Below are 25364 nucleotides of genomic sequence, written 5' to 3'. Positions count from 1 at the left end.
CATGAAGAAAATAATCATATCAGGTATGTTACTCATCACAACGATGGGAGTGTATTCTTGCAAAAAAAACATATACAATGGTGCGGATAGTACTGTAGATGCACAATTCACCGATAGTACCGGCACCCTGAAATCTACAGTTTCTTTCCCCGTAGGTCTGGCAGTGGAATATCCCCTATCCTCCGGGAACACTACTTACTGGTCGATCGTAAAACGCGAAGCCGGCTGGATTACCTTTGGCAACGAACTAAAAAACAATGCCGTCGTTAAAGCAGATGGCTCTTATGATTTCAGTACTGCAGACCGGTTTTATGAGCTGGCTAATGCTGCCGGAATTAAGGTTTTCGGCCATACGCTGGTCTGGCACTCACAGCAAAGAGCCAACTATTACAACAGCCTGATTGGTAATACAGGAAATGGTCCTGCAATCACAAACCTGGCCGTGAATCCGGGATTTGAAACGACTACAGTTGCGACTACCGCCGAACCTGCAGATGGATGGCAGGTATTGAACGGTGCCGGACAATTTGTGAGCACCACGAGCAATACAAACACCGGTGCCAAAGCATTACAGGTCAATGTGCCTGCAGGAGGGCAGAATTACAATACCCAGCTGATCACAAAAGCTCAGGTTCCTGTGGTAGCGGGTAAAACCTATACTATTTCCTATTATATCAAGGGCGCTGCTGCTCAGAATATCCAGTTTGAAATCAGACCCTATTCAGGAGCTGCAGCAGGTTCAGTAAATTACCAGGGCGGTAAACCCGTGACAACGAATTATGCGAAGGTCTCTTATGATTACGCTGTTCCGGCTGGCGTAACAGCTCTACAGCTGGCATTTGATCTTGGGGGGACTTTAAATACGCTGTATCTGGATGATGTGAGTATTACCGATGCAGCTGTTGTTGCGCCGCCTTCTGGTGATGCATTGACAACGATAGTTGATCATGAAATGAAAAAACATATTCAGACAGTCGTTAGCCGGTATGCAGGAAAGATAACGGCCTGGGATGTGCTGAATGAGCCTTTCAGTGATGCAGGAGAATTGCGCAACAATACCAATACACCTACTACGGACCTGACAAAAGTATCTGTTTTTGTTTGGCAAAACTACCTTGGAAGAGGATATGCGGCTAAAGCTTTTGCTTATGCAAGGGCTGCAGATGCGAGTGCAGATTTGTATATGAATGAATATAATCTGGAGTCAAGCGTGGCGAAGCTGGATGCTTTTATTGCTTTAGCAACAGAATTAAAGTCGGCAAATACAGGCATTACAGGTGTTGGTACGCAAATGCATTGTAATATCAATACTTCTTACAACCAGATCAACAACATGTTTCAGAAACTGGCTGCAACGGGTTTAAAAGTGCGGATTTCAGAACTCGACGTACGTTTAAATCCCTCAGAAAAAGTTGGTAGTGTGGCCACCTCGCCTACCTTACTCAATTTGCAGGCAGCGATGTATCATTATGTTGTTAAAGCTTATCTGAAGTATGTACCTGAAGCACAGCGCGGCGGAATTACCATATGGGGTGTTGCCGATACCGACAGCTGGATTACCACAAGTCTTGCCAAGAATGATGCACCATTATTGTTCAATGGCAACTATGCGAAGAAATCTGCATTTGCAGCCGTGCTGCAGGCATTGAAAGGTCAGTAAGAAATTCAAAGAAATCAAAAACAAAAAGCCATTCCTGTTTTATCATTGGAATGGCTTTTTAATGCAATACTATTATTTAATTTCTGCTTCAAATGGTGATGCAGGAAGACCTTCACGATTGAAAAGATTTGCGCCTTCAGGATTATCCGCCCAGGCATAACGTACATATTTTGGATTTGCAATGGTACTGTTCCAGACAATAACTTTTTTACCATTGATACTGGCTTTGGCCCAGCTATATTTTTTATCTGCGCCAGCAATTGCAAAGTAATTTAGTTCCTGACCGTCTTTCGCAACAAGTCCGGACCCGGTATCATCAAAACTAAGGATCAATTTTCCTTTGTCTGTTGTAACAGATCTGAATACAGGACCGGAAGAAACTATCCTGGTGTGGTCATACACTAAACGTTCTGCCTGTAAAGCTAAGCGGTGACCAACATTGGCTTTGTCTAATGGATGGATATCGTTCCATTCCCCCAATCCTAATGTAACTGCCATGGCTACATCAGGAAGCTTAGCCAGCGCTTGCTGAACAGCCCTGAGTTCTGCCCATTTGCTTTCGGAGGGTGTATCTCTGGCTTCCATATATTCCGGTAACTGAACCAGGAGAAAAGGCAGTTTACTTTTCTTCCATGTGTTACGCCAATCCGCAATCAGGCCCTGCATCAATTGGCCATACTCTTCCGGATTATAAGTATTTGCTTCTCCCTGATACCATAACACGCCTTTAATCTGATAATGCTGCAAAGGAGCGATCATCGCATTGTACAAACCTACAGGTTTCCATCGGATAAAGGTCTGGGATGGTGCGGGTTCCATTTTTGTACCTGGTTTATATTTCCATTTACCTGCCAGGTTAAGCGTATCCTTTCCTGCAATCAGTTCATAGTTTTTATCCGTTACGAAACCGCCATTGCCTCCACTATTAATTACTCTGACGGTGAGCTCATTTTTACCTTTTTTAAGTATACCTTCCTTGAAAAGATATCTTCTGGGAGGATATTGATAACTTGTGGACCCGACAAAATATCCGTTGATAAAGACCGAATCTGCATCAACTATTCTTCCTAAAAGTAGTTTTGCCGGCTGACCAACCATTGCTGACGGCACGTCAATTTCTTTTTTAAACCATACTACACCATTCAGCTTGCCCAGGGATTCGTTCGACCAATAACCGGGCACATTCATACTTAACCAGGTGTGATCAGCTTTGGTTGCTCTCCAGTTATTCTTTAAGCCTTCATCATTGCTGTTTACTGTTTTACGCCAATTCTCTGAAGCTTCCTGATCAGCTGCTTCTATCTGCCTGATCAGGTCATCATTTTTAAAACGCTGCGTTTCTTTATACAAGTCATCAAAACTCCTGATTGCATTTTCGCTCATCCAGGATTGTGCAGGAGAACCCCCTAAGGCGGCATTGATGATCCCTATCGGAACCTGTTGCTTCTGGTATATATCCAGCGCAAAAAAATACGCTACCGCAGAGAAATCGAGCACGCTTTCCGGACTGGCAGATGCCCATGTCCCTGAAGAAAAATCTTTACACTGAGTTTTAAAATCGTATTCATCAGGTACAAGAAACTGTCTGATATTTTTATTGTTTGCCGCAGCAATTACTCCGGGATATTTATCGATTACTCTGCTCATCGGTAATTCCATATTGGATTGTCCGCTGCAGAGCCAGACATCACCGAACAGGATATCTTTGACTGTTACTGTATTGGTGCCTGTAAATACCATTTCATAAGGACCTCCAGCTTTATGAGGAGGTAATTTTAGTTCCCATTCGCCCTTCGTATTAGCTTGTGTGGAATAAGATTTATGACCGAATTTTAGCCCGATGTATTCCTTTGCGCCCGCCCATCCCCATATTTTTATGGTATCTCCACGCTGCAAAATCATACCATCGCTAATCAACCTGGGAAACCTGATTTGTGCGGTAACACTAAAGCCGGTCACCATCAAAAAGAAGCATAGTAATTTAGATTTCATATCGGTGTTATTTATAGGAATACAACTTCACTTTTTGAATACTGTAACTGCCTTCGGGAATTCTCAGATGTCTGCCCTGGTGACTTTGATCGCCATTCAGTCTTAGCCCGGGGATCCATTTACCATCCTTGAATACACCTTCATCAATACTCGCTATTCCTGCATTGAATTTTTCGTTAAGGGGCTTAAAAGTGGCCACTACTCCGGTACCTGCGACAATAAACTCATCCTTGGCAAGCTGAATTACAGTAGCTCCGGTAATAGGCCAGGTTTCATCTTTGGCTTTTGGAGACCAGCCCAGTGATAAGTCGTGTGAGAAGGTGAGGATATAATCTCCCATCCGCAATTCCTGCTTTTCATCCGTTTTATCAAATAATACTCCATTGATAGTCGCGCTCCCCTGATGCTGCAAAATCAGAGGACCGATCTGATTCAGCACCTGGTAAGTCCCGGAGATCTCCGCATTCATTTTTTCATCTCCATTTTCTATGGAGAATGGGGAGAAACCAATAGCATGGTAGTGCCCTATTGCATTAAATGCCTTGCCGCCCACTCCCTGTTCAAATTTGATTTCAGGTATAAATAAAGTGCTGTTCCCTCTTACATAGAGATCATTCCAGTATTTAAAATCAGGGTTATAAAAATCCGGAGCTAGTAAATCTATAGTCGGCGCACCGGCTTTCCACACATCTATGATATGCGGCAGAGGTCCCGCACTTGGATACTCACCCGGTTTCGCTGTTTTTTTATAGTTCAATGCAGCGTTCAGGTACATGGGTATATCATATCCTTCTTTGCCCGCTTTTGTCAGTTTATTGATGAAGTCCGCATAATACCAGGCCATAAATATTTCATCGGTCGCCAGCCCCTTCCCAAAAACAACTTCCCAGTTTCCTGTAGACCTGTAGCCATTTTTAGCCCATACCGCTTTAAACTCCGGCATCAGCTTTTCTTTATTGCTGTTGAGATAACTGAAGAATGCTGCCGGGATGGGTTTGTTAAAAGCTACCCTAGCGGAAGGACTATGGTCCCTGGCATCAGGTAACATACCTATTTCATTTTCTACCTGAATCATCAGAACCGTTTGCTCTTTAGCGTCTATACTTTTGATATGGCTCATCAATGCTTTGAATACTTTGATATCGGCATTTAGGGTATTTGCATTAAAAGGGCTCAGGATTTCTTGCCCGGCTCCACTTTTACTGTAAGCACGGGGAAATCTGTCCTGATCTTTTTTAACCCAGTACGGTGCATAACAGGACATGCTGTTTTTCCAAGCGCCAAACCAGAGCAAGACCAATTTAATATCATTTTTTCTGGCATCTCTGATCAGGTCATCTACCAGCTTAAAATTAAACTTACCCTCTTCAGGCTCTATGAGTTCCCAGTAAACAGGTGCCAGAATGGTATTCAGATTTAGTGCTTTTACTTTTGACCAGACCGGCTGCATATATTCAGTACTGGAAGAGCTGGAGTTGCCCAGCTCTCCACCTAAAATTAAATAAGGTTTGTCATGCACATAAAGCTGTTTAACCTTTCCCTGCTGCTTTAAATAAGGCTGAGCGATAGCTGATGTAGTGAGCAGCGTATACATCAGCGTAATTAATGAAGTAATTTTATTCATCTTGATTAGCGTGTGAAGGTAACATCCTTTAGGATAAACTCATTATTTATTCACCGGCTCTATCAGCGCAATGGTGCCATCTGCCTGGTGCGTAAGTTCAGTTACCTTTATATTTCTTAAATGTGTTTTACCGGAAAGCTGCGTATCGTGGTAGAATATATACCATTTCCCTTTAACCTCTACAATAGAATGGTGGGTAGTCCAGCCCTCTACAGGATTCATAAATGTACCCTGGTATTTAAAAGGGCCATATGGGGTATTACCGATGGCAGATGCCAGGAAATGTGTATCACCGGTAGAATAAGTGAAATAATATTTTCCGTTGAATTTATGCATCCAGGCACCTTCAAAGAATCGCCTGTCATGATCCTTAGTTAGTAATGGCTTACCTGTCTCATCCAGAATCACCACATCTTTAACAGCGCCATCAAAGCCAAGCATGTTTTGCGTTAACTTAGCCACTTTAGCGGGCAGAGCCGGTTCATTTTCTTTTCCGGAATCTGTTTTGGAACCGTTTGCGTCATATTTCCCATTTTTCCAGCGCTGCAACTGGCCACCCCAAATGCCACCGAAATACATATACGTACTACCATCCGTATCCGTAAAAACGGCCGGATCAATACTAAAGCTGCCCTCAATTGGCTTTGGTTCAGATTTGAATGGCCCTGCAGGATTTTTTGAGGTGGCCACTCCAATGCGGAAAACATCGTTTTTATCCTTTACGGGAAAATACAGATAGTATGTTCCACCCTTAACTGCCACATCCGGTGCCCAGAGCTGACGCCCCGCCCATGGAATATCTTTGACACTTAAGGCAATTCCATTATCCTTTACTGTTCCATTGATACTATCCATGCTGAGGATATGGTAATCTTTCATATCAAAGTGATCCCCGTTGTCGTTTTCCTTTGTGCCGGACTCGACATCATGTGAGGGATAAATATATATTTTTCCATCAAAAACATGAGCAGAAGGATCTGCCGTATAAATATTGCTGATCAGCGGTTCAGAAAGGAATTTTGATACTTTACTGCTATCATTTGTAGTAGCAGTCTCTTTCGCCGAAGTTTTCGTATTCTGCTGGCAGGCGCTTGCCGCAGCCACCATCATTATTAGTGCTATACCTGATAAGTTTTTAAAATTGTTCATAGGTTCAATTGGTTTTATAAATGGTTATTTGGCTTATGCGTTATTGGGTCCGGCTTACAAAAGTCTCCGGTGGTCCTAAAAAGGAGGGTTTCAAACCACCAAGATCGAGGACTAATTTCTGCAGCACTACACCGGGACTGATCATCCAGTATTTTAAAGTATGTTTACCTGGATTGTGAAATTTCAATGGTGTTTTGAAGATCTTAATATTATCTGCAACAGATTGCCTCCAGGCAGTCTCGGTGCTGTAATCTGTACTGATGTTTACCGTTACCGGTGGTTGATCATCTATGGAAACTGCAAATTTGAGTCCCTCACTATTGGTAAAATCAATAGTCGGCGAGATAAACGTGTTTAGGTCAAATGTGCCTGTATCATGAATATAAAGATCATACTCCAGATGAGCAGCATTTGTATCCAGCTGCTGAACAGCTGAGGTTACAGGCACCGGCATTACCCCTCCAAGTGTTTTGCCATAATTGGGCAGTGTTTTCCATTGTACAGGCCGGTTGCCAGGAGCCCTGCTATAATTTGGTGCCTCCATACTGATCACACCGCTTTGTGGTAAAAAGGCGTTAATCAATTTATCCCTGAACCTTCTGTTATCCAGCAACAAAGGGAGAGTTATTCTGGCGCCATCACTTCCTGAAACGGTAATAGAAGAAGATGATTTTCCTGCAGGTGCTTTTGCCCAGTCGACCCTCAAAAAGATCTTCTGTTGACTACCTACACTTCCTTTCAGGGAACTGGCCTGTATAAAAGCAGGCGTTTTGAGCGTATAAGTGAATGTTCCTTTTTGTTTATTAAAAAGCTCGATATAATGCACACCAGAGGTATAGTAGTCGAAAGCGGGTAATGCAGCATTCACTTTTTCTTTACCTTTCCAGGAAGAATCACTGCCTTCAATTGCGATGCCCATTTCTGCTTTATCCAGATTGCCGGTAAATACCAAGACCTCGGTTTCAGGAATAGAATCTTTTTCCGGTTGTTGCCAGTAAGTGTAGCTGATATGCGTTTGATCCATCATGTGATCCCACTTGCCTCCGGCCAATATTTTATTGTAATAATTTGTTATTTCCTGGTCTTTTTTAAATAGAAGACCGACCGTATCAACTAAAGCATTTGCACCAAAACGACCCTGTTTAGCATATAATTTATTCTTGCCAACTTTATAGTACATCTCGTATAAATTAGAACTGGCCTCTACCGGATGCATGATCAGCTGATAATAAGCAGCGCGCTGTTCGACCGGAATTTTCCCGTAAATGTATCTTGCCCGCTCTTCCAGCTTTTTATAATCCCCCACTACAGTTTCCAGCTCATTATAATTGATCAGGCTGTAAGTGTTTGCATTGAGCAGCTCCGGCTTGACCCTTCCATTATATTTAGTATACAGATCCAGGATATCTGCTATTTCAGCAGCATAGTTTTCGCCAAACTGTCTGCCGCTCCAGTCAATCATATACTGTTTCAATTTCTCTGCCGGGATTGCTGACGGCGACCAGGCATAATCCAGAAAGAAGGAGATCGGAAATTCCATTGGTTTTAAATCGCCCACATTCACAATCCATATCTGATTAGCATTGTACGCATAAGCCAGGTTCATCTGCTCCCATACTTTTTGAATAGGATTGGTGTTGATCCATTTATAATTTCTGGGATCTCCCACATAATCAAAATGGTAATAAATACCATAACCACCCTTTCTTGGTGTTTCACCCAGTTTAGGCAGCTTCCTGATATTCCCCCAATTGTCGTCACATAACAACAGCGTGATATCTTCCGGGACTTTCATCCCCTGATCATAATAGGCCTGGACTTCCTTATATAAGGCCCAAAGCTGCGGCGTTTCTACTGCAGGTTTTTTAGTCACTTTTTCTATAATAGTTCTTTGATCCCTGACGATCTTTTCCAGTAGAGCTGTCGCTGTCCCCTCAGTCATGGGTTCATCTCCATCGCCGCGCATACCTACTGTTATGATCTGTTCCTTATCCGCTACGCGCTGTAAACCACTTTCCCAGAATTCCCTTAATTGCTGCGGATTCTGGTCATAATTCCATTTGCCCCCTTTATACCTTTTCCATTCATCATGTGCCCGGGACAAAGGTTCATGATGTGAGGTCCCGATCACCACCCCGTATTCATCAGCCAGTACCGGGTTCATTTTGTCATCATCATTAAACGCGCTTCCCCACATGGCGGGCCATAAATAATTGCCTTTCAAACGCAGAATGAGTTCAAATACCTTTACGTAAAACTTGCTGTTAAATCCCCCGAATTCTTTTTTGCTCCAGCCGGATAAAGCCGGTGCTTCATCATTTAAGAAGATACCCCTGTATTTGACCGCGGGTGATGAAATTATGTGCCTTCCTGGAATTACGAATAGTGTCTTGCTTTTTCTGACAGGCACATCTGCCCAATAATACCAGGGCGAGACGCCTATTTGAGCCGATAGTTCGTAGATACCATAGATCGTTCCCCGTTTATCACTACCTGCAATAACCAAAGCGGAATCTACACCCGGAAGCGGATTGCTGACCACCTGAATTAAAGTACTTTCCCAATTTCCTGCTATGCCACCGACATTAATTTTATGGTCACGGAGCAGACCATCGATGAGTGTGCTTTTGCCTATTGTCCCGATAATGATGACCATTCCGGAGACCTTGTCCGTCGCCAGTTCAGGTCTGATTCCGGTAACCTTTTCCAGATCTATCTGTAGATTTGTGGTCGCCAGCTTCACCCCGGGCCACTCCTGGTGGTCGACCATAATTGCAGCGACTTTTCCCTTTGCTGCCACAGGAAAGCCTCCTTTGCTATATTCCTTCGCTACAAATGGATCTGCGCCGGCGCCGTAACAGACAGCCCTGAAGCTAATCAGCAGAACAATGAACAGGACAATTTTCTTCATTATATTTGGTTTTAAATTGACGTAATCAATATGCTGCAGGGCTAAAAACCAGGATTAAAATTATCCATTATCCTTCCATACCTGACGATTCAGGATTCCCGGGCATATATCTGGTTATTCATTATTTCAAAAGCAGGAGTAGCTTATAGCGGAGTGATTATACCTCAAACCATTTAGCATGACCTTCAATTCAAATTTAAAATCCGATAGCGTTTCCACCATCAACAGGCATCACTACACCTGTAATATACTTTGCTCCATCAGAGCAAAGGAAATAAACTGCTTCGGCTACATCTTCCGGATCTCCCATTTTACCCATTGGCGTCCTGGAAAAGACTTTATGTTTTCGCTCAGGATCAGCATCCAGTGCTTTTGCCGACATAGCCGTTTTTATAAATCCCGGCGCAATACAGTTAATGCGAATTCCAAGTGGCGAAAGTTCAGTGGCCATCGCCCTTGTTATCCCTTCAATACCCGTCTTAGCAGCTGAATAGGCAATCACCTTCGGTATACCATATTGTGCGGCCATGGAGCTGATATTAACGATACAGCCAGTTTGTACTTCAATCATTTTTTTCACCACCTCTCTGCTGATGGCAAAGACCGCAGAAAGGTTACTATGAATGACACTTGCAAAATCTTCATCAGTTACCTCTACAAAAGGTTTTTTCATATTAATCCCGGCATTATTCACCAGAATATCAATCTTCCCGAATTCCACTATAATATCTTCAATTAATGCAGGTATATCTTTTAAATTCCGCAGATCAAATTTCCTGTAGCTGGATAATTCACCAAATTCCTCCGCTGCAGCTTTCAGTTTGTCCTCATTCCTTCCGATCATCACTACCTGAACTCCTTCAGCGACTAATTTTTTAGTGATTGCAAAACCTAATCCTGCTGCCCCACCCGTAACTATAGCAATTTGTCTGCTCATTTATACTTGTCTTAATGATGATCCTCTAACCATTAACTCTGTATTGAGAATTACTGTACTGGTGAAACTCAGGTCGCCTTCACCATCCAGGTGGTTAATCAGGATCCGGGCTATGTTTTCTCCCATTTCATTACCCGGGTAGTTTATAGTAGTGATTGCGGGTTGGGTTACTCTCGAGATTAAGTCATTGTTGAATCCTACGATAGCAATGTCTTCAGGAATGCTTAGTCCTGCTTCCTTAAGTATGGTCAGCGCAAAAGCTGCCGAAGAATCGTTTGTGATAAACAGGCCGTCCGGCAGTTTATCCCTTTTTAACACATCATTCACCAGTGCGTCCTGTACTGCCTGTTCAGAAAGATCATTGGAAATGAATAATTCAGGATCAAAAGGAAGGTGATGATCACTCAGTGCTTTTTTATAACCCTCAAATCTATCCTTGTATACATTTCTGGCTGTGCTACCCGTAAGGTGCAGAATTTTTTTGCAGCCCTGTTCAATCAAATGTTCTGTGGCTTTATACCCTGCCTTAAAATTATCAATTAATACCTTCGTCGACTCAATATCTTCAGTTACACGGTCAAAAAATATAATGGGTATATTCTTCTTGATGAAGGTATCAAAATGGCTCAGGTCTTCTGTATCCAAAGCAAGAGAGACAATCAGACCATCCACCCTGCTGTTGAACATGGTTGTTGTGTTCGCTTTCTCTTTTTTCTCCTGCTCAAAAGATTGACTGATGATGAGATTATAGCCGGCATTATTCACTATTTTTTCAATACCAGAGATGACAGAAGACATGAATAAGCTATTTAGCCGGGGAACAATTACTCCGATAGTATTTGTTTTCTGCGTCCTGAGATTACTTGCGAATTTATTGGAGCGATAGCCCAGCTCGGCTGCGAGATCAAAGATTCTTTTTTTGGTTTTTTTATTTATTGCAGGATGATCCTGCAGGCCTCTGCTTACTGTGGTAGCTGAGATATCTAACCTCTTAGCTAGATCATATATCGTTATTTCCTTATCTTGCATATGCATTTAGAACATGATGTTCTGCTTTTGAATTACTAAAGTACAATTAACTTCATATAATTGCAACCGATTGCATAATTTTTAAACAATTCATCCTTACCTGGGTATTTACATTAATCAGCCATTAAAGATGGAGTGAAGATTGTCTGATTAGACCAGTTTTCAGCTGATTATTCCAGTTCTGGGGAAGGTATAAAAATAAAGAAGCTGGAACCGGAGCCATGGGTGCTTTCAAAGCCAATCCTACCGCCCTGTTTCTCGATATATTCTTTGCACAAAACCAAACCAAGACCAACCCCTCTTTCATTGTTGGTTCCAAATGCCGGTTCTGCTTTGACAGAAAAGACTCCTTCCTGTTTTTCCGGCGGAATTCCTGTTCCATTATCACGAACGGTAATTCTGCATTCATTTGGTATCAGTTCTGCCTCCACATTGATCTGTCCGCCATGAGGGGTAAATTTTACCGCGTTACTGATCAGGTTCCGGATAACCAGCTGAAGCATGTCTATATCCGCGATTACCACTAATTCCGGAGAAATCTGATAATTAAGCATGATGTCTTTTTTCGACGCATGTATTTTCTCTATTTCCAAAGTACCTGCTAAAATGGCAAGAAGGTTAAGCTCTGCCAGCTGGATATTGGGTCCTTCCATTTGAGACTTTGTCCAATGCAGCAGACTGGAAAGCATTTGCATGGCATTATTAGTAGAATTGAGCAAAGCCTTTTCTAATACCGGCCGTTCGGAACCATCTACGGCATTATCATTCAATAATTCCAAGTAGTTCTGCACATTCATCAGCGGCGTCCGAAGATCATGTGATATAATGGACATCAGCTTGTTCTTTTCACAATTACTCTGTTCTAGCAAATCTTTCTGTATCAAAAGTTGCTCCTTACTCTGCTCCACGGCAATGGTCTTTTCTTCCGTGGCTTGCTTTTCTTTATCATAGCTTCGTCTCAGGAACTTGATAATAATGTAAATAGCTACCACCGGCATAGGAAACGCAGTGATCCGATCAATAAACTGTCCTTTACCAGCAGTAAAAGGATATTGCACCAGAGAAGGGTAATAATATTCAATAACGTGAATAATAAGAAAGCATAAGACATATAATATTAACAACTTACCATGATCCCGGTAGGGAGAAATTGCAAACACCAGCAACAAATATGCGGGCCATATAAGATCCGTGGAACCATTTATACCCGAATTGGCGAAATAATTAAAGCCAAAAAGGAGTATCCCTGTGAATGCGAATACTGTACTATTATGTTTTCTGCCATGAAACCTGGAATAATAATACTGGTAAAAGAAAAACGAGCCAAGCAGAAGAGCTGAAATGGAGCCGATATAGAGCCCCGCATAAAAGTTATACGGCGCATAGATACCAGCCAGAATAATCAACCCTACACTAACAGAATGGAATATTCTGCTTTCAAGAGAAAACGCCTCCGTAGCACCAATCAGATCATACCTAAAAGGATTTTTTCTTTTAAAAGGAATATAGTCGACAATACTGATGTTGAATTTCGGCATGAATAATTTTGATGATCTGTTGCCACCACAAGGGATAAATATAAAAATGATATGGAAGAATCCATGGAATGATTTAAAATACTTGACTAAATCGTCATGAGCAACCGTAGTGATTTCTTGTAAAACCAGGACATCTCTTATGCTGTAAAGCTAAACATCGATGTGAATCTTAATCAAATAAGATTCAACTTTAGGAATTTTAGTATCGAAAGAGATTTTATCGACAAACCCATCCTTCACCAATTCATCCAGTTGCCTAGTCATTACCCGCCTATCTGCGGCAATTTTCTTCTGCAATGCACTTGGCCTTTTTACCCCCGTCTGAAATGTAATAAATCAGCATCAGTTTCCACTTTCCATTCAAAAGTTCCTTAAATACGTGCAGGCCACAATCCGTCCTAATAGGAATTTTCTTTTTGTACATCGCTTAGTCAATCTATTGTCAAAGCAAATAAGCACAAATTTGTGCGTACTTGCGGCATTGTATGTAATGAAATAAGTTTGTCTGAAATTATACATATAGACAATGATCAAATTTACATTTTTAGTAAACAAACTACTACATCTGAGTTCTGAAGAATTTGTGGATTATCACAAAAATCACCACGCTCCTTTATTCTGTTCCATCCCTGAGGTAGAGCTTTATGTTAGAAAGTATGTAGTTATCAACACGAATAATTAAATACCAAAAGCTTTAGATTTCTCTAAGGCTTTCGAGAGGACAATATTATGACTGGCATTGCCAACTCCATTATGACTGTTAAGACTTTCTAAAGCAAGGTTTCAATCCAAAATTCTTCACGAGCATTTATCAGGATAGTAACGATACTTGGTATTGCATTTTCGAGTATGGGTTCAAATGGTGCCAGAGTCGAACCGCTTATATTCTTAGCGCATCTTCTAATAATCACTAAAGCCACCCAATATATCCTCAGCCCAACAAACCAATTTTTTAGTCTTATTGATATGGCAATTTATTTTGAGAAGGAAATTGACTAACATTGACCCAATTCACAAATCATACTAATTAACAGGTTTCTTCTTCCAGTTCTTCCCGCCTAATTCGCGATAATGGAAGTCCTGATATGGATACCAGTCCCTCACTCCCGTGGCATCAAAAGTTGACAATGAAATTAAATGGTCAGCCATCTTTAAGTAATCCTGGCCTTCCAACGGATAAATTCCCAATAAAGACATAATAGATTTACTATCGTATAAACACACATTACAGTTGCCCTCACAATGTTCTTTTCGGAAGGCCTTTATGAACTGGTAAGCATAGGTCTTGTCAAACTTTTTCCTTTTCAGCAGTACGTCAAAATTCTGCACCGTCCGGTTGTGATCAGTTCTAAGAATCTCGTACTCTCCCGGATCCGGCTGCCCCAACTCCTGCTTCTGTTGTTCTATCGGAGAGACAATCACATTCCTGGGAATCCAGCCGATATAAGTATCCGCCAGCCACTCCGGATCAACCACTCTGATTCTTACCCATTCCCCTTTTTCCTCCAGTATTTCAACCTTCGTCGAGAAATCCACTTCACAATAATGCGGCTCTCCTAAATTAGCGGTCGCTTTTTCATTGACCAGTTTTCCGAATTTCTTACCAGGACCGGTTCTGATCGCTACATCTTCTGCATCAATCCCATAGATCTTTGCCGTGAAAACCGAAATATCTTCATCCTCAGTATTATTAGACTCGACACCTGAACCGCAGGAAACAAATACAATCCCAGAAACTAAACAAATACCTATTAAGCTTTTACGCAATCTCATTCCATTCATACCTATAAATCAATCGACAAACTAAGCATCCTAATTATTTTGTTCCAGTAACACCGCAGAAATCGCAGCCTGGTTCGGAAAATTCTGAGTAGCATCACCATACTGGTACATGTGCTTTAAAATCTGCATTTCAGTCACCCCAATTGCACTGGATTTCTTCATACTCAGCAACGCAGAACCACACCTGTTCAGGTTCTCATAATTCTCTACAATATCATACTTGGCCATCACCGCAGACATCAACCTCTTCAAAGCCTCCTTTTCAGGATTACCTTCAAATACCACATGCAGCATTTCATATGCTTCATCCGCACTTTTACCTGTATTCACAATCGCAGATTGGTCAGTAATTCCTCCACCAACCAAAGCAGTATCTGTTGATTCAGTACTACTAGCATTATTCCCACAGGACATAAATACCAGAACAGAAGCACATAACAGCGTTAACAATTTTATTTTCATGAGCTAAACTTTCATTTAATATAAACAAAAATATAAACAGCAAATAGATATTAATTACGGAATTCCGTAATTAATATCTATTTCAACTTGATCTTTAATAAAACAATTAAAGTACAATACTACAAGAAGACACTCAATGATCCAGATGTCGCAAAAGATGTTGTTCAGAAAGTCATGAAGTATATCTGGGAGAACAGCGATAAACTCAGGGACAATTCACCAATCGCTCCTTACGTATATACCGCAGTCAGACATAAAATACTGAGTTATATCGAGCATCGAAATCACAAGACAAATACATTGCTTCACTGAGTACCATCATCGAACAAGGCAATTTTACCGCAGACAAAAAGATACGTGAAAAAGAGTTACAACCTGCCCTCGACAAAGCAATCGCAAGACTCCCGAAAAAGATGAAAAGAATATTTGAATTGAGTAAACTTGAAAACCTCAGTAACAAAGAAATCGCAGCTGTAATGAAAGTGTTTGATAAAACTGTAAGGAATAAATTGAGCAATGCACTAAAAATAATAAAACTTAAGATTACTACGCATTGAGTACCAGCCTGCGGGCATCTTTAACAGAAGCAGTCTCGTTTCTCTTATATCTTCTTACTACTGGCTTCATCTCCTCCTTGATCCTTTGACTGGATGCAGCAATATCTTCTGCTTTAATAGCAGTCATCTTACCGCTATTAACGGAACTGAATGAAAACTTTATCCTTTTACTCATGATCTTTCTTATTGTAAGTTACTGTAATAATTATAGTTCAGCAACTTCTGTTCCAAAGTTATGAATTTATTTTGATCAATTGCAATAGCTCTATCAGGATAAGCAGCAAGAATAAGTGTATCAATACTAGTTGAATTGGCTTCAGTAGCATCAAGAACAACAAGACCTTTAGCTTCTCCCGTGAAAGGAACATATGCATTTTTATCGTAAATCTCTGCTACCCATATAAATTTCGGCATCTTTGACACCAGAATAGTCCCTTTAATATCTTTACCAATCGCCATTGATTTGGCAATATGGTTCTTAAAAGACCTACTTGAAGCCAAGAAACACCTCAACACAAACCCATTATTAAATTGGAATCCAAGTACCGAATCTTTCAATATTTGCAGTATCAAATTTTTCGCGACATAAGCTTCTAAGTAGATTTTGGGATACAAGGGCACCACGATACTATCAATCTGATAAGCCTGAGATGCTGAATCGTCATAATGCGCGCCAGGCCGATCAAGTGTTATCACCTGATAAGGAGCGAGATTATCATCCTGAACGACATACTTGCCAGGCAATTGCACGATATCATGGTATGAGACCGACTTGCCTGATAATGCCAGCTTTCTCTGTTTAATTCTGTTAAATTTCTCGACTCCGTTCTCATATTGCTTTCCAATTAGTACCACGACATGACCCAAGCTACCTTCATCAGATTCCAAACCAGTCATTACCGGGATTCCAGATTCTATGTAGGTATCAATAATATCAAAAAGTTCTTGACCGTATTGCTCCTTTGAATAAATACGTGTTCCAAATCCGAACTGTTTTAGCGCGAAAGATATTTGTTCCATTGTCAGACCATTGCTGGGCAACTGGCGCTGAACCGCTATCCGCTCCATTGTTTTAATAATTGTAGAGGGCAGCACTGGTTTATAATCTGAATACCTAGTACCAAAATACTCCATTGCCGACCAAATGGTAGTTTCCGCGCAGGTTATGGTCTCACTGTCCTGTGAACTGTGCGGAAATCCCTGGACGGTAAGCTTGATGCCTAACACTAGACACTCACTTTTCTGAAGGCAGATTTTTACATTTTTATCTTCAAATGCTGCAGGATTGATCAAAGACCTGCCGATAATGGTCCTAAGAGGCCTAAGCACAAAATACCCTAAAAAATCATCCTGTAACTTTTTGAATTTTTTTGGATTAGAAAATTCGGTGATCTTTACTTCCTTTTCAAAGATCAGTACCCGGATACAATCCCGCTGGTAGGCAGAATGCTTAGAAGCGTAGTAATGATAGTAACTGTCCCGATAAACCTTATCTACATAAGGATATTCTACTACAAAATAAAGGTCATCTCTGAAACCATCCAAAAACTCCCCGATGATGTTCCCCATATCCGGATCTTCGGATACTTCACGAAGAAAGTAATCCCTGACCGATTCAATTAATATTTCCTCAATATCTTCAGAGGAAGAGATGACGTATTCAATATTACTGAGCATTGATTCAATTTAGTGTGTTCATTCCATTTGGGCTAATCTACTTAATTTAGTTAAACAAAGCACCACAGAAGTTTTCCAGTTTTAGGACTGTGGGCTATCCTACTGTATCCTTTCCGGACGTTAGCCACTCGATAGGTTTGTGTCCTTACAAGCCCCAATTTCATCAGATTACGTGCCCTGCCCGTAATACTTTTCCACTGTTTCCATAATACAATACGTAGCCTGGTTCTTATCATTTCATAGCTTTTCCATATGTCTCTTTGCTTCTGCAATAGAGAAGTAGTTCACCCAACCAGTGATAATCTCCCCAAGCTTTGATATTTGTTCAGCCAGTGGAGTCGGTTGGCTACGCATTGTATGTCCCGGATTTTCACCTTGATTGACTTTAAGGATTTGGGTGCAACACATATTTTCCAATCTTTGTTGCTCCCTTAGAATGAGAACCCGAGTAGACTACTCTTGCTTTGCCTGTTGACTTTGCTCTTTTCCTGTTCATCTTCAGCTTTAGACTGTCTTCCAGAAATCCGGAGACACTTCTCATCACACTATGGGCGGATTTTGCACTTCTACCATAAATACTACAATCGAACCGGAAAAGTGAATTTAGCAGCACTACTTATATACCAAATAAACAGTAAGTTACAAAAGAAAAAAGCCGTAGTTAAATCTAAAATAAGATTTAACTACGGCCAAGTACCCGGTGCCGGAGTCGAACCGGCACGGTTTCCCACAGGTGTTTGAGACCAGCGCGTCTACCAATTCCGCCAACCGGGCATTGCTTGTTAAGCGGGATGCAAATCTATATATTCAGTACTATATATCCAAAGGTTATTTTAAAAGAATTGAAAATAAAACAGGATTAAGATGCTTTTACCTGATCATCAGCACCTTCATGCAAACGTTTTTCTACAATAAAGGGTGCAAAAGGTAACAATGAGCATACAAGTACCAGCAAAGTTTTCCCTATTTTCCATTTATACTCCATCCAGCACATAATCACGAGGATCACATAGAGTATAAAAAGTAACCCATGTGCCCAGCCTGTATATTTTACTGCCAATGGCATTCCTGCAAATTTCCTCAGGGGCATAGCGATAAAGAGCAAAGCCAGATATGAAATACCTTCAGCAATAGCTACCTTTTTAAAAATGGATAATGTGCTCATATAAATTGATTTGTTCAAAAATAGAAAAACCGGAACAGCTATGCCCGGTTTTCTTTATTTTTTACACAGATTAAACATCTGTGCTCATGATTAATTTAAGGATGCCTTTATTGTATAAAGGCCTTAAAAATGTCGTTCCCCAATACAAATACCATCAAACATAACAGCATCACGAAACCTACCATCTGTGCGCCTTCCATAAACTTATCGCCCAGTGGTTTTCCTTTGATCATTTCGACAATCAGGAAGACAACATGACCACCATCCAATGCTGGAATTGGTAATAAGTTCATAAATGCAAGTGCAATGGAGATTAATGCCGTAGAAGCCCAGAAATGAGACCAGATCCAAACACCACCATAAACCTTCTGCGCAATAGCTACAGGACCGGAGAAAGCTTTATTTGCCTTGATTTTACCTGTAAGCACCTTCCATATTCCCTTACCATTATCACTGAAAGAGATCCATGCCTGGTTCACACCAATTGGCAGTGCCTGAAAGAATCCGTAATTGATCGTTTCTTCTTTGATTTCATTCACATTGAAACCGATACCAATTGTTCCAGCTGTATCTGTAGGCACCATAAATGTCATGCGCTGACCTGCCCTGTCTGCTTCCACATTAACAGTTTTGCTTTTCAGCTTACGCATCTCTTTAATCACATCTACATTGTATTTTACAAGAGTACCGTTAACAGCAACGATTCTATCTCCTTTTTTCATACCGGTCTTGAACGCAGGCCTTCCTGCCACTACCGTATCAATTGTAGAAGTAATTAAGGGCGTACGACTGATAAATTCTTCAATCCCAAGATCAGACACCTTGTTGAGTATATTATCAGGAATTTTAATATCTATGGCCTTACCTTCACGACTGATCGTAAGTGTTGTATTGCCAAGTAAAACTTTAGAACTTAACAATTCATCAAAGCGGATTACTTTTTTACCATTTACCGCTATTACTCTGTCCCCTTGTTTAAGACCTATTTCTTTTCCGATTGAACCAGGATTGATTCCACTTTTAACGGAACTGTTTGCGATGTAGGTTTCACCGAATTTGAAAGTTAACATCCAAAAGATGAAGATACCAACAACGATATTTACAAAAACACCACCCAGCATCACGATTAGCCGTTGCCATGCCGGCTTACTGCGAAATTCCCATGGTTTCGGCGGTAAAGCCATCTGCGCTTTATCCATCGACTCATCTATCATTCCGGCGATTTTAACATAACCTCCAAGTGGCAGCCAGCCTATGCCGTATTCCACATCTCCACGTTTGATGCTGAACAATTTAAAGCCCCAGGCATCAAAGAACAGGTAAAACTTCTCTACTTTAATCCCAAATGCACGTGCAGCTAAAAAATGTCCTAATTCGTGTAAGATTACTAATATTGATAATCCCAGCAATAACTGGGCAACCATAATCAATCCGTTCATATATTATTCTTGTGTGTTTTAATTTTAAATTAGATAGCTAAATATTTTTTTGTTACAAGCTCACGGGCAAATATACGTGTATGCTCGTCTGTTTCTAAATAATTATTCAGGCTTGGATGCTGGATAAAAGGTAAGTCGGCCATGCACTGTTGAATTACATCGCTCATCTCCAGAAAACCGATCTGATGATGTAAAAAGGCATTCACTACGATTTCATTTGCCGCATTGATAATACAAGGCATATTACCCCCACTTCTTAAAGCCGCGTAGGCCAGGTCCAGATTGCGGAAAGTCACCAAATCGGGTTTAGAGAAAGTAAGTTCGGGATAATCCATAAAGTTAAATCTTGGATATGAAGTACTTACCCGATCAGGGTAAGCCAAAGCATAATGAATAGGCAGTTTCATATCCGCTAAGCCCATCTGTGCTTTCATAGATCCGTCATTAAACTGAACGATAGAATGGATGATAGATTGTGGATGGACAATGACATCGATTTGTTCGATAGCAAGATTGAACAGCCATTTTGCTTCGATTACCTCCAGTCCTTTATTCATTAAAGAAGCCGAATCGATTGTAATCTTGGCTCCCATTACCCAATTGGGATGTTTTAAAGCCTGTTCTTTAGTCACATTAGCCAAAAAATCACGGTCTTTACCCCTGAATGGTCCGCCCGAAGCAGTAATATAAATCTTCTCAATAGATTCATAATCCTCTCCTGCAAGACATTGGAAAATAGCCGAGTGTTCCGAATCTACAGGCAGTATCTTCACCCCATTTTCAGCAGCAAGCCGGGTAACAAGATCGCCGGCAACCACCAGCGTTTCTTTGTTGGCCAATCCTATTGTTTTTTTTGCTTTAATAGCAGCGATGGTGGGACGAAGACCTACAGCCCCCATTAATGCTGTAAGCACGAAATCCGCTTCCGGAACACTGGCAGCTTCGCACAGAGCGGCCTCACCAGCAAGAACTTTAATTGAAGTACCCGACAGACCATCTTTTACCGCAGCGTAATACTGTTCATCACCAATTACGACCAGCTTTGGATTAAACTCCAGTGCCTGACTAACCAGCAATTCTGCATTGGCATGGCCTGTAAGAGCAATAACATTGTACAGTGCTGGATTTGCCCGGATTACATCAAGGGTCTGGGTACCGATAGAGCCTGTGGAGCCCAGTATAGCTATATTTTTCAAATTTATGTAGTCAAATTAATGAGGCCTTCTGCAATCTTTCTGTCGTTAGACAAACGCGGGACCTTATTTTGTCCACCCAGTTTACCTTCTGCACGCATATAGTTTACAAAAGCATCTTTTTGCAGCGACCGTATAATGAGTGGCTGCAGGATTTTACCTTCAATAAGGTCAAAGTAGTAAATATTTTTCTTTTGTAAGGCCTCATCTACTTTTTTACTAAAAGCAGGAAGGTCGGCCGGAGCTGTAGCAAACTCAACAAACCACTCATGATAAGGCAATTGTCCAGCAGGAGGGTTTACCTGGGGAGCAACAGTAAATTCTGTGATACCTACTCCTTCTTCATTGGCAACGGACAACAATGCCTGCTCCACTTCCTCGCCAATCACATGCTCACCGAAAGCGGAAATAAAATGTTTGATCCTGCCCGTTACATAAATTTTATAAGGATTTTTAGAAACGAACTTCACCGTATCGCCTATGCTATATCCCCATAATCCTGCATTTGTATTTAGAATAAGGGCATAGTTTTTTTCCAGTTCCACTTCTTCCAGACATAGACGGGTTGGATGTTCATTGTAATACTCATCCGCAGGAATAAATTCGTAAAACATACCTGCTTTGGCCAGCAGCAATAAACTTTTATCTGTCTGACTGTCCTGATAAGCGATAAAGCCTTCAGAAGCCGGATAAGTTTCTATAGCGTCTACCTTACGGCCGATACTGGCTTCAATTTTTGCCCGGTAAGGTTCATAATTTACGCCACCATACACAAACAGCTGAAAGTTTTTAAAAATGTCTTTGATTTGCCTGCCGCCGGTTTTCTCTGTTAGCTTATCGAAATACATCTGTACCCAGGGTGGAATTCCTGAGATCAGGGTCATATCTTCCTGGTAGGTCTCTTCAACAATAGCGTCAACTTTTTCTTCCCAGTCCTCAATACAATTGGTCGCATAAGAAGGTAACCTGTTTTTTTGCAGATAGGCAGGCACCAGATTGGCAACGATACCCGATAAACGGCCCACTTTAATCCCGTTTTTTGTACTCATCACCGGGCTGCCCTGCAGGAAGATCATTTTACCGTTCACAAAATTGGTATTCCCGGTTTCATGTACATAAGTAAGCAATGCATTTCGTGCCGCTTTGATATGTTCAGGCATAGATTCCTTTGAGATGGGAATATATTTTGCACCAGAAGTGGTACCGGAAGTTTTAGCGAAATAAGCAGGTTTTCCTTTCCAGAGTACATCCTTCTCACCAGCAACAACTCTGTCAATATATGGTCTGAGTTCTTCATAATCACGAACAGGAACCAGACGTTTGAAATCTTCGTAATTTTTAATTGCAGAAAATTGATGGTCTTTGCCAAAACTGGTATGTTTCGCAGCAGCAATCAGCTGTTTGAGTGTGGATTCCTGTGCTGCTAGTGCATTTTTTTTCCATCTATTTATATTGCTGACCACTAAGGCCGCAAATGGTTTGCTTAATGCCGCTTTTAATCCCATATACAGGTTTTAAACAATATTGTGAAAAATATCAGGCTCCTGATCTGAATTGTATTCTCCCATCATCTTTCTATAAGCAATAGTTAATGCTACACTGGATAATGGTACAATGATAAAGGAACTGAGGATATTGATGAAAAATGCCATCACAGGCCATTGTAAGAGGCTTACAAACAGATTTACAATGTAAAACCCACCCAGCACCAATAATAACAACAGAATCTTGGTAAAATTGCCTTTAGTTATGGCCAGGCTGAATTTCAGTGAGCCAAAAGGTGGCTGGTTTTTATCAATAATGAAAAATGGGAAGAATGAAATCCGCACCCAGGTGATGAAAATGGCAACGATACCCACTGCTATAGCCACATTGGTAACGATTTGAATTTTAATTCCCGTATAAATGAAGGGGAAAGCAATGAGGATGACTACTGCGTAAACGCCAACGATGACCAGCATAAAATAAAACATACTAATCACAAAACGGATAATCTGCTGCCTGGTAGGCAAGGTACTGACTATACTCACTTCGTGCTCCTCATCATCCAGTAAATGGAAAATATATTTAAGCAATGAAAGATTTAATGTGAAATACAGAAATGCAAAAAGCAAGGCCATAAATACACTCAGCGCCTTATTCACATCCTTTAAGAAAAACGCCATTAATCCGGAGGCATTTGAAGTAATAAACATCAGAAAACATAAAGTAGCGATAGAAAAATAATTTCTCTTCGTCACCAGCCACGCTTTCCCAATTACTTCATTTACAGTAAAAGTGCTCTCCTTTAAAAAATTTATCATTGTCATTTCAGTACTATTCTTTTTATAAAATCCTGCACAAATCCCAAGCCATAAGCAGTTAATTGAATAAATGAGGATATTATGCTCAAAAGTGCAACTTTTAATGATTTATTGATGGTTAGCGAATGAAAAAATATCAACATAAAATAGACTACAAAGACCGTATTGCCTAAATAGGCCAGCGGCTTGCAGAAAACATTACATAATATATTCACAATAAACGCTATGGTGAACACTGCAGGGAAGAAATGCACTAATTTCAGCTCTGCAGGAAAATGTTTATAAATATTTATTCGCGCGCGACCGAAGAAGTGAATTTGCTTGTAAAACTGCAGCAGACTGGTCCGCCTTTTATGAAATACCTTTGCCCCGGGAATCAGCCCGATCTTAAACCCATTTTCATGGATGCGAATGCTGTATTCTATATCTTCGCCCAACCGGGTTAAAATAAAACCGCCGATTTTCTCCCACACCTCACGCGAAACCCCCATGTTGAAACTCCGCGGATGGAACTGGCCGACATGATTTTTATTACCCCTGATACCACCGGTTGTAAACGGTGAAGTCATACCATAGCTAATGGCTTTTTGAACAGGTGTAAAACTATGATGGGCAGCATCCGGACCACCATAAGCATCCAGATGATGATCATACAAATAGTCTTTTACCGTTTCGAGATAATCTTCGGGAATCAGACAATCTGAATCAAAGATCACAAAATAGTCTCCTTTTGCCCTTTCGAAACCATAATTTCTTGCAAAGCCCTGCCCTGCATTCTCTTTGTAGAAATAATGAATATCCAGGCGGTCAGTATAACCATTTACGATGTCCTTTGCCGATTGCACAGAACCATCTTCTATCACCAACACCTCGAACTGCATATAAGTCTGCAGACAAAGTGTAGCCAGCAGTTCATCTATTTCCTGCGGTCTGTTGTAAAGGGGAATAATAATCGAGAAAAACATGTTTAGAGGATTTCTTTTTCTATCAGGTACTGGTTACGTTCCGTCGCATTGCGGGTAACTAATTCTGCCACAAATCCTGTTAAAAAGAGTTGGGATCCTACGATAATAGCAACCAGCGCAATATAAAAACCAGGCTGATCGGTTATTTCTCTTTTATAAGGGATGCTCATAGAAATATGGTAAAGCTTTTCGCCAATAATCCATAAGGCCATGATAGTACCGATCAGAAAGCTCAGTACACCCATAGATCCAAAAAAGTGCATCGGGCGTTTACCGAATTTGCCGACAAAAAATATAGACAGTAAATCGAGGAAGCCATTGATAAAACGGCTGAGTCCGAATTTCGTGACACCGTATTTCCTGGCCCTGTGTTCTACGACCTGCTCCCCTATCTGTTTAAATCCGGCCCATTTTGCGATGACAGGAATGTATCTGTGCATCTCGCCATATACTTCGATTGTCTTGATGACATCGCTGCGGTAAGCTTTGAGTCCGCAGTTAAAGTCGTTCAGTTGTATACCAGACATTTTACGTGTAGCGGCATTGAACAGTTTTGTAGGGATAGTTTTAGTAATTGGATCGTATCTTTTTTTCTTCCAGCCAGAGATCAGATCAAATTTTTCGTCCTTGATCCGGCTAAAAAGTACTGGGATTTCATCAGGACTATCCTGAAGATCAGCATCCATGGTTATAATTACATCACCCTGAGCGGCTTCGAAAGCCACATTGAGTGCTGCCGATTTCCCGTAGTTACGGCGAAACTTGATGCCTTTAACTGCCGGAAATTCTCTTTTTAGCTGTTCAATAACCTGCCATGAAGCATCAGTACTACCATCATCTACAAACAGCAGTTCATAAGTAAAGTTGTTTTCCTTCATTACCCTGGCAATCCAGGAAGTTAATTCGGGCAATGATTCTTCTTCATTAAGTAAGGGAACTACAACAGAAATATCCATGAATTGTAAAATGAGCTTAAAAAAT

The 25364-nt window shown here is 41.0% G+C and carries 25 protein-coding genes and 1 tRNA gene; 4 read left to right on the top strand and 22 right to left on the bottom strand.

What is annotated here, in order from left to right:
- Position 1 precedes the first annotated feature (1 nt).
- Positions 2-1660, top strand: coding sequence for an endo-1,4-beta-xylanase (locus OQX62_RS11810; RefSeq protein WP_265831740.1), 1659 nt, complete (start codon positions 2-4; stop codon positions 1658-1660).
- Between the two features lie 72 nt (positions 1661-1732).
- Here OQX62_RS11810 and OQX62_RS11805 read toward each other — a convergent pair whose 3' ends face one another.
- The 8 genes from OQX62_RS11805 to OQX62_RS25165 all read right to left on the bottom strand — a co-directional run bounded on the left by OQX62_RS11805 (position 1733) and on the right by OQX62_RS25165 (position 13137).
- Complete coding sequence (locus OQX62_RS11805; RefSeq protein ID WP_265831739.1) at positions 1733-3652, bottom strand: sialate O-acetylesterase; 1920 nt, start codon at positions 3650-3652, stop codon at positions 1733-1735.
- A gap of 7 nt (positions 3653-3659) precedes the next feature.
- Positions 3660-5276 carry a DUF5597 domain-containing protein gene (locus OQX62_RS11800; RefSeq protein ID WP_265831738.1) on the bottom strand — a complete coding sequence of 539 codons (1617 nt, stop codon included), beginning with the start codon at positions 5274-5276 and terminating at the stop codon, positions 3660-3662.
- Positions 5277-5318: 42 nt separating this feature from the next.
- Positions 5319-6425 (bottom strand): glycoside hydrolase family 43 protein, encoded by a 1107-nt coding sequence (locus OQX62_RS11795; protein ID WP_265831737.1) that lies wholly within the window; start codon positions 6423-6425, stop codon positions 5319-5321.
- Positions 6426-6465: 40 nt separating this feature from the next.
- Positions 6466-9336 (bottom strand): glycosyl hydrolase 115 family protein, encoded by a 2871-nt coding sequence (locus tag OQX62_RS11790; protein WP_265831736.1) that lies wholly within the window; start codon positions 9334-9336, stop codon positions 6466-6468.
- A 196-nt stretch (positions 9337-9532) separates the two neighbouring features.
- A complete protein-coding gene (locus tag OQX62_RS11785; protein ID WP_265831735.1) occupies positions 9533-10273 on the bottom strand; it encodes an SDR family NAD(P)-dependent oxidoreductase in 741 nt (246 codons plus the stop codon).
- Positions 10274-11302, bottom strand: a complete 1029-nt coding sequence (locus OQX62_RS11780) for a LacI family DNA-binding transcriptional regulator (RefSeq protein ID WP_265831734.1) — start codon at positions 11300-11302, stop codon at positions 10274-10276.
- Between the two features lie 170 nt (positions 11303-11472).
- On the bottom strand, positions 11473-12840 hold the full coding sequence (locus OQX62_RS11775) for a sensor histidine kinase (protein WP_265831733.1): 1368 nt from the start codon (positions 12838-12840) through the stop codon (positions 11473-11475).
- Between the two features lie 150 nt (positions 12841-12990).
- The gene (locus tag OQX62_RS25165) at positions 12991-13137 is read right to left on the bottom strand and encodes a hypothetical protein (protein WP_416276566.1); all 147 of its coding nucleotides are present in this window, start codon (positions 13135-13137) and stop codon (positions 12991-12993) included.
- A gap of 229 nt (positions 13138-13366) precedes the next feature.
- On the opposite strand from OQX62_RS25165, the gene OQX62_RS25105 reads away from it, so the two are divergent.
- The gene (locus tag OQX62_RS25105) at positions 13367-13522 is read left to right on the top strand and encodes an EthD domain-containing protein (protein WP_265831732.1); all 156 of its coding nucleotides are present in this window, start codon (positions 13367-13369) and stop codon (positions 13520-13522) included.
- 341 nt (positions 13523-13863) lie between these two features.
- Here the strand turns inward: OQX62_RS25105 and OQX62_RS11765 are convergent, their stop codons facing one another.
- On the bottom strand, positions 13864-14613 hold the full coding sequence (locus OQX62_RS11765) for a hypothetical protein (protein ID WP_265831731.1): 750 nt from the start codon (positions 14611-14613) through the stop codon (positions 13864-13866).
- Positions 14614-14652: 39 nt separating this feature from the next.
- Complete coding sequence (locus tag OQX62_RS11760; RefSeq protein ID WP_265831730.1) at positions 14653-15084, bottom strand: hypothetical protein; 432 nt, start codon at positions 15082-15084, stop codon at positions 14653-14655.
- An 87-nt stretch (positions 15085-15171) separates the two neighbouring features.
- On the opposite strand from OQX62_RS11760, the gene OQX62_RS25160 reads away from it, so the two are divergent.
- Entirely contained in the window at positions 15172-15396 is a 225-nt protein-coding gene (locus tag OQX62_RS25160) for a sigma factor (RefSeq protein WP_416276565.1), read from the top strand.
- On the top strand, positions 15384-15641 hold the full coding sequence (locus tag OQX62_RS25155; RefSeq protein ID WP_416276570.1) for a sigma factor-like helix-turn-helix DNA-binding protein: 258 nt from the start codon (positions 15384-15386) through the stop codon (positions 15639-15641). The genes OQX62_RS25160 and OQX62_RS25155 overlap by 13 nt, the downstream gene beginning before the upstream one ends.
- On the opposite strand, the gene OQX62_RS11755 is transcribed toward OQX62_RS25155, so the two are convergent.
- The 12 genes from OQX62_RS11755 to OQX62_RS11705 all read right to left on the bottom strand — a co-directional run bounded on the left by OQX62_RS11755 (position 15631) and on the right by OQX62_RS11705 (position 25339).
- On the bottom strand, positions 15631-15816 hold the full coding sequence (locus OQX62_RS11755; protein WP_265831729.1) for a hypothetical protein: 186 nt from the start codon (positions 15814-15816) through the stop codon (positions 15631-15633). The genes OQX62_RS25155 and OQX62_RS11755 overlap by 11 nt on opposite strands.
- 8 nt (positions 15817-15824) lie before the next feature.
- Positions 15825-17318 (bottom strand): papain-like cysteine protease family protein, encoded by a 1494-nt coding sequence (locus OQX62_RS11750; RefSeq protein ID WP_265831728.1) that lies wholly within the window; start codon positions 17316-17318, stop codon positions 15825-15827.
- A 237-nt stretch (positions 17319-17555) separates the two neighbouring features.
- Positions 17556-17672 carry a group II intron maturase-specific domain-containing protein gene (locus OQX62_RS25150; protein ID WP_416276564.1) on the bottom strand — a complete coding sequence of 39 codons (117 nt, stop codon included), beginning with the start codon at positions 17670-17672 and terminating at the stop codon, positions 17556-17558.
- 31 nt (positions 17673-17703) lie between these two features.
- Positions 17704-17859, bottom strand: coding sequence for a hypothetical protein (locus tag OQX62_RS11745; RefSeq protein WP_265831727.1), 156 nt, complete (start codon positions 17857-17859; stop codon positions 17704-17706).
- A 153-nt stretch (positions 17860-18012) separates the two neighbouring features.
- A tRNA-Leu gene (locus OQX62_RS11740) sits at positions 18013-18092 on the bottom strand.
- Positions 18093-18177: 85 nt separating this feature from the next.
- Positions 18178-18483 carry a DUF3817 domain-containing protein gene (locus OQX62_RS11735; RefSeq protein WP_265831726.1) on the bottom strand — a complete coding sequence of 102 codons (306 nt, stop codon included), beginning with the start codon at positions 18481-18483 and terminating at the stop codon, positions 18178-18180.
- A 107-nt stretch (positions 18484-18590) separates the two neighbouring features.
- The gene (gene rseP, locus OQX62_RS11730; protein ID WP_265831725.1) at positions 18591-19922 is read right to left on the bottom strand and encodes an RIP metalloprotease RseP; all 1332 of its coding nucleotides are present in this window, start codon (positions 19920-19922) and stop codon (positions 18591-18593) included.
- A 29-nt stretch (positions 19923-19951) separates the two neighbouring features.
- The gene (locus OQX62_RS11725) at positions 19952-21118 is read right to left on the bottom strand and encodes a 1-deoxy-D-xylulose-5-phosphate reductoisomerase (RefSeq protein ID WP_265831724.1); all 1167 of its coding nucleotides are present in this window, start codon (positions 21116-21118) and stop codon (positions 19952-19954) included.
- Positions 21119-21120: 2 nt separating this feature from the next.
- Positions 21121-22620 carry a GH3 auxin-responsive promoter family protein gene (locus OQX62_RS11720; protein WP_265831723.1) on the bottom strand — a complete coding sequence of 500 codons (1500 nt, stop codon included), beginning with the start codon at positions 22618-22620 and terminating at the stop codon, positions 21121-21123.
- Between the two features lie 9 nt (positions 22621-22629).
- Complete coding sequence (locus tag OQX62_RS11715; protein WP_265831722.1) at positions 22630-23418, bottom strand: hypothetical protein; 789 nt, start codon at positions 23416-23418, stop codon at positions 22630-22632.
- Positions 23419-23420: 2 nt separating this feature from the next.
- Positions 23421-24383: a glycosyltransferase gene (locus OQX62_RS11710; RefSeq protein ID WP_265831721.1), complete on the bottom strand. Its 963-nt coding sequence runs from the start codon at positions 24381-24383 to the stop codon at positions 23421-23423.
- 2 nt (positions 24384-24385) lie between these two features.
- A complete protein-coding gene (locus OQX62_RS11705) occupies positions 24386-25339 on the bottom strand; it encodes a glycosyltransferase family 2 protein (RefSeq protein ID WP_265831720.1) in 954 nt (317 codons plus the stop codon).
- Positions 25340-25364 lie beyond the last annotated feature (25 nt).

It is taken from the genome of Pedobacter sp. MR2016-24, assembly GCF_026239655.1.
Classification (GTDB): Bacteria; Bacteroidota; Bacteroidia; order Sphingobacteriales; family Sphingobacteriaceae; genus Pedobacter.
The sequence above is the reverse complement of the archived record's forward strand: the minus strand, read 5'-3'. Positions and strand labels throughout refer to the sequence as shown.